Genomic DNA, 3,696 nt, shown 5'->3' with positions numbered 1-3,696 from the left:
GTATAAAAATCAGAAAATTCCAGATTTAAATGAGGGGTGCTGAATAGTTACCTTTTTTTAATTCCGGCGGGTATTACGAGGCCGCCGAAATTCCCCACTGCGTGAGACACCACTCGCCCTGACTGAGTGTCTTTTCCGGGTTGTGTGATGTTGATGCGATAGCTCTTGCTTCCGAGGCGCTCACGTGAACGTTTCAACTCGATCAGCGGCTGGCCATTTTCGTCTGGCAAATTCAACAGATAATCGAGGGTATGGGGGAGCTCCTTCTCACCTTGGGCCACATCAAACACCAGGTTTGTTGCGATTTGGTTTTCTTTGAGTAGTGGCCGCACCCAAGGGTAATTCGCCAGAATAGTTGTCATCAGTCGGGTATTTACGCCATTCAGGGCAGCATGGATAAAGGCGTATAATGCCAGCGGCACTTGTCTCCCCCAGCCGGGGGTTTCAGAATTTACTGTTTTGCGGGCGTGCTTTTTCAGGGATATTTTCGTTAGTGACATCAGTGAATTGTCATCAATGAGAGAATTTTCCCTTAACGTGAAGAGTCGGCAGAGCAGATGCTTCTTGCCATAGGTCAACTGTGTGATGTCACTATCTTTGGCTTCCAGCAGTGTACCCAACATATTCCAGTGTTTGTTGCGATATGCCACAATTAGCGGGGTATCCCCGAGTATTGAGCAGCAGGGTGGTGTTTCAGATACTGTGAAGCAGCAAATAGTGTCACAGTAATCGCTTTTCCCATACTTGTGATTGATATCAACGCCCGCACGCCGCAGGCCTGCTTCAACAGCGACCATGTTCTTTCCCGCTGCCATCCGGTGGAGCCAGGTACTGACAGAGGATCGCATAAACTGCTGCAATAATTGTTGTTCCCGGTGCCGGGGGTGCACCGGATCAGGGGGGGTTAACGTGAAGAATGCATAAACCGCTTCCATGATGAACCATTCCGGTGGAGGCTGCTTCGGAGCTGATGATAGCCAGCCAATAAAGTAGGCCAGTAAGCTATGGTCAGTAACGGCCCTGTCGGGATTATCGGGCAAGCCGCAGATGCGCAGCAATGCACTGTGCAGGATTTCCCAGTCCCTGGCAGGAACCAGGCGTTGTTCTGCCATATTTTCCAGATTTTCGCTTTCCCGGATCATCTGCGGATTTCGGTCAGGAATCGATAAAGGGGGCGGGCGAACTTCCACCGGCTCAGTGACAATGGCATCTGAGGTTGCGCAGTTTGAGAGGTTTACTTCAGAATAAATCCTGAGGTTTTTGTCTGGTACTTTAGCAGTGTCTTTTGCGGTCGTGGGGTTGTCGTTGTCTGGCATGGATTCCGGCAATGATTCAGCGCAGCGGCTGGCCAGTGATATGGTGACAGGGGCAGGCGTACCATTTGCCACCATGGCGGATGTGTCAACAGCGAGCGATTGACTTTGAGAATCGGTTGCCATGGTCACGAAATGGGTGCCACTGTTACCAGTTGGCTGAGAAATTGATGATCCTTGCTCCGATGCGAGACCTTGACAGGGCCGTTGCGTTTCTGGGGTTAGTTTGTTCATAGGGTCTACCTGTCAATTACCCAAGATCTAATGCTTTAGTCAATAACTGGCCGGAAAAGTTCAAGGCCAGTTTGTCTGAAACTATTTGTTGGCTGTTCCTCATTTTGAGCGGGTGATTTAGTATATTCTGAACTACTCAGGGCAAGGATGCCGAGATTCGTGATAAGCAACTGTATGCCAAAATACCCGGGCTTAAAAACCGTGGTATGTCGAGGATGTCGAACTCTCGGCTTCATAGGGTGATGTAAAGGTATTCATCCAACACGATGGAAAAAAGCCTGTAAATACAGTGTTTGTGACACCATCTGTCCAGGTTATGATCATGTCATTCTAAGCTGGAGAAACCCGGATAACTGCCAATTTAAAACCATCCTTGTTGCCCGTGTACCTCGTGCTAATTGTCCTGAACATGGTGTATTGGCAACCCGGGTTCCCCGGGAGGCTGTCCGAGGATAGACTACCCTACGCGGCAACTGCTCCTGCGCTATTCTCGGACGGCCTCCTGGTCAAAATAAAAATAATACGGAAGATTGCTATTTCCATGTGGTGCGAAGCAGTAGCATTCACACTAACAACTGTTTACAGTTGGGCCAGACGAGCTAGAATTCGAATATGTATATTTATACAGTATAGAGAGTAATTAATGGCTACTGGCATAGGCAAACATGAAAAACAGACTGAGGATGCATTATTAGCAGGCGGAATCAAAACAGAGCCTTTCTCTTTGCCAGATTGTTCTTCTGAAATTTCGCTCCAATACTCTAATAAAATCACTCCGGAGCAAATATTTGCATGTCTAAGACATGACTACATATCTGTATCCACAAAAGGAAAGATCAGCGCGGTAGACAGCGTTCCTGTAGACAGCTTTATGCTTGCAGACAATTTTTATGGATTGCGTAAGCTGCACGAATCCTACAGTGGTAAGGTAAGACTGATCTACCTTGATCCACCATACGGAACAGGAATGGAGTTTCACTCCCGAAATTTGGAACATGCATACAAAGATATTTTAGGGAATGCATCCTGGATTGAAATGATACGCAGAAGACTGATTCTTATGCGTGAGCTTCTGGCTAGTGATGGCTCGATATATGTCCATATTGGCCATCAAATGTTGTTCCATTTAAAAGTCGTCATGGATGAAGTCTTTGGGGCAGCGAACTTTAGAAGTCTTATCACTAGAAGAAAATGTAGCTCCAAGAACTCTACACGAAAGCAATATCCCAATTTACACGACTATATTCTTTTTTATAGTAAGTCAAAAAACTGGGTATTCAATCAGCCTGGAATACCTGCAGCAGATGACTGGGTTGAAAAAGAATATCCAAAAGTAGATGTAAAAGGTCGTTACAAGCTAGTTCCTATTCATGCTCCTGGTGTGCGTTATGGTGCAACAGGTGGGGAATGGAGGGGAATGTTTCCACCTAAGGGAAAGCACTGGCAATACACTCCTGCCAAGCTTGATGCATTTGATGAAAAAGGTGAGATTTATTGGTCTAAAAACGGCAACCCTCGTAGAAAAGTATATTTGGAGTCTGAAAAAAGAATCCCTTTAACGGATTTATGGGATTGCTATAGGGATGCTCATCACCAAAGCAAAATGATTACTGGGTATCCTACTGAAAAGATACTTGGATATGTTAAAGATGATAGTTGAAGCGTCATCAAACCCGGGAGATATTGTCCTGGATCCATTTTGTGGTTCTGGAACTACTATCCATGCTGCCAGAGAGCTTGGTCGTCATTGGATAGGTATTGATCAGTCATTCACAGCTGCTAATGCAACATTGACAAGGATGAGACATGGTTTAAAGAAAATGGGGGATTATGTAAATCAGGATACAAGTCAGAGAAATCTTCAGCTAGAATCTAATGCTTTTTTGACCACAAAAGATAACTTTATCATCGACAAAGATGTATATGATCACTATCCAGAGGAAGTGATAGAACTAAGCAAGGTTTGAATGCTAAGGGTAGGGAGCTTAAAAATATCCTCTACCCATACTTTTTCAGGATATTAACCATTCACTCGTTAGGCGCAAGGGTGCAGTCTTTAAAGTTGTCACTCTTACTCTACCATCCCAAGATCCGTCTAGGAGCCTGTCCGAGAATAGCGCCCGTAGCGAGGATGGCAGAAAATTGAGGA

4 protein-coding genes are annotated in these 3,696 nt (G+C 45.6%); 3 read left to right on the top strand and 1 reads right to left on the bottom strand.

The window, feature by feature from the left end:
- Window positions 1–47 precede the first annotated feature (47 nt).
- Window positions 48–1,547: a hypothetical protein gene (locus KDK14_RS08840; RefSeq protein WP_257264727.1), complete on the bottom strand. Its 1,500-nt coding sequence runs from the start codon at window positions 1,545–1,547 to the stop codon at window positions 48–50.
- A 252-nt stretch (window positions 1,548–1,799) separates the two neighbouring features.
- On the opposite strand from KDK14_RS08840, the gene KDK14_RS21700 reads away from it, so the two are divergent.
- From KDK14_RS21700 to KDK14_RS08830, 3 genes are all read left to right on the top strand, one after another.
- The gene (locus KDK14_RS21700; RefSeq protein WP_373691053.1) at window positions 1,800–2,003 is read left to right on the top strand and encodes a transposase family protein; all 204 of its coding nucleotides are present in this window, start codon (window positions 1,800–1,802) and stop codon (window positions 2,001–2,003) included.
- A gap of 187 nt (window positions 2,004–2,190) precedes the next feature.
- Window positions 2,191–3,207: a site-specific DNA-methyltransferase gene (locus KDK14_RS08835; RefSeq protein WP_257264726.1), complete on the top strand. Its 1,017-nt coding sequence runs from the start codon at window positions 2,191–2,193 to the stop codon at window positions 3,205–3,207.
- Window positions 3,197–3,514 (top strand): site-specific DNA-methyltransferase, encoded by a 318-nt coding sequence (locus KDK14_RS08830; protein ID WP_257264725.1) that lies wholly within the window; start codon window positions 3,197–3,199, stop codon window positions 3,512–3,514. Before KDK14_RS08835 ends, KDK14_RS08830 begins: the two co-directional genes overlap by 11 nt.
- The last annotated feature ends 182 nt before the right edge of the window (window positions 3,515–3,696 follow it).

This window comes from Endozoicomonas sp. ONNA2 (assembly GCF_024606365.1).
Taxonomy (GTDB): Bacteria; Pseudomonadota; Gammaproteobacteria; order Pseudomonadales; family Endozoicomonadaceae; genus Endozoicomonas.
This window is presented reverse-complemented; position numbering and strand designations above follow the sequence as displayed.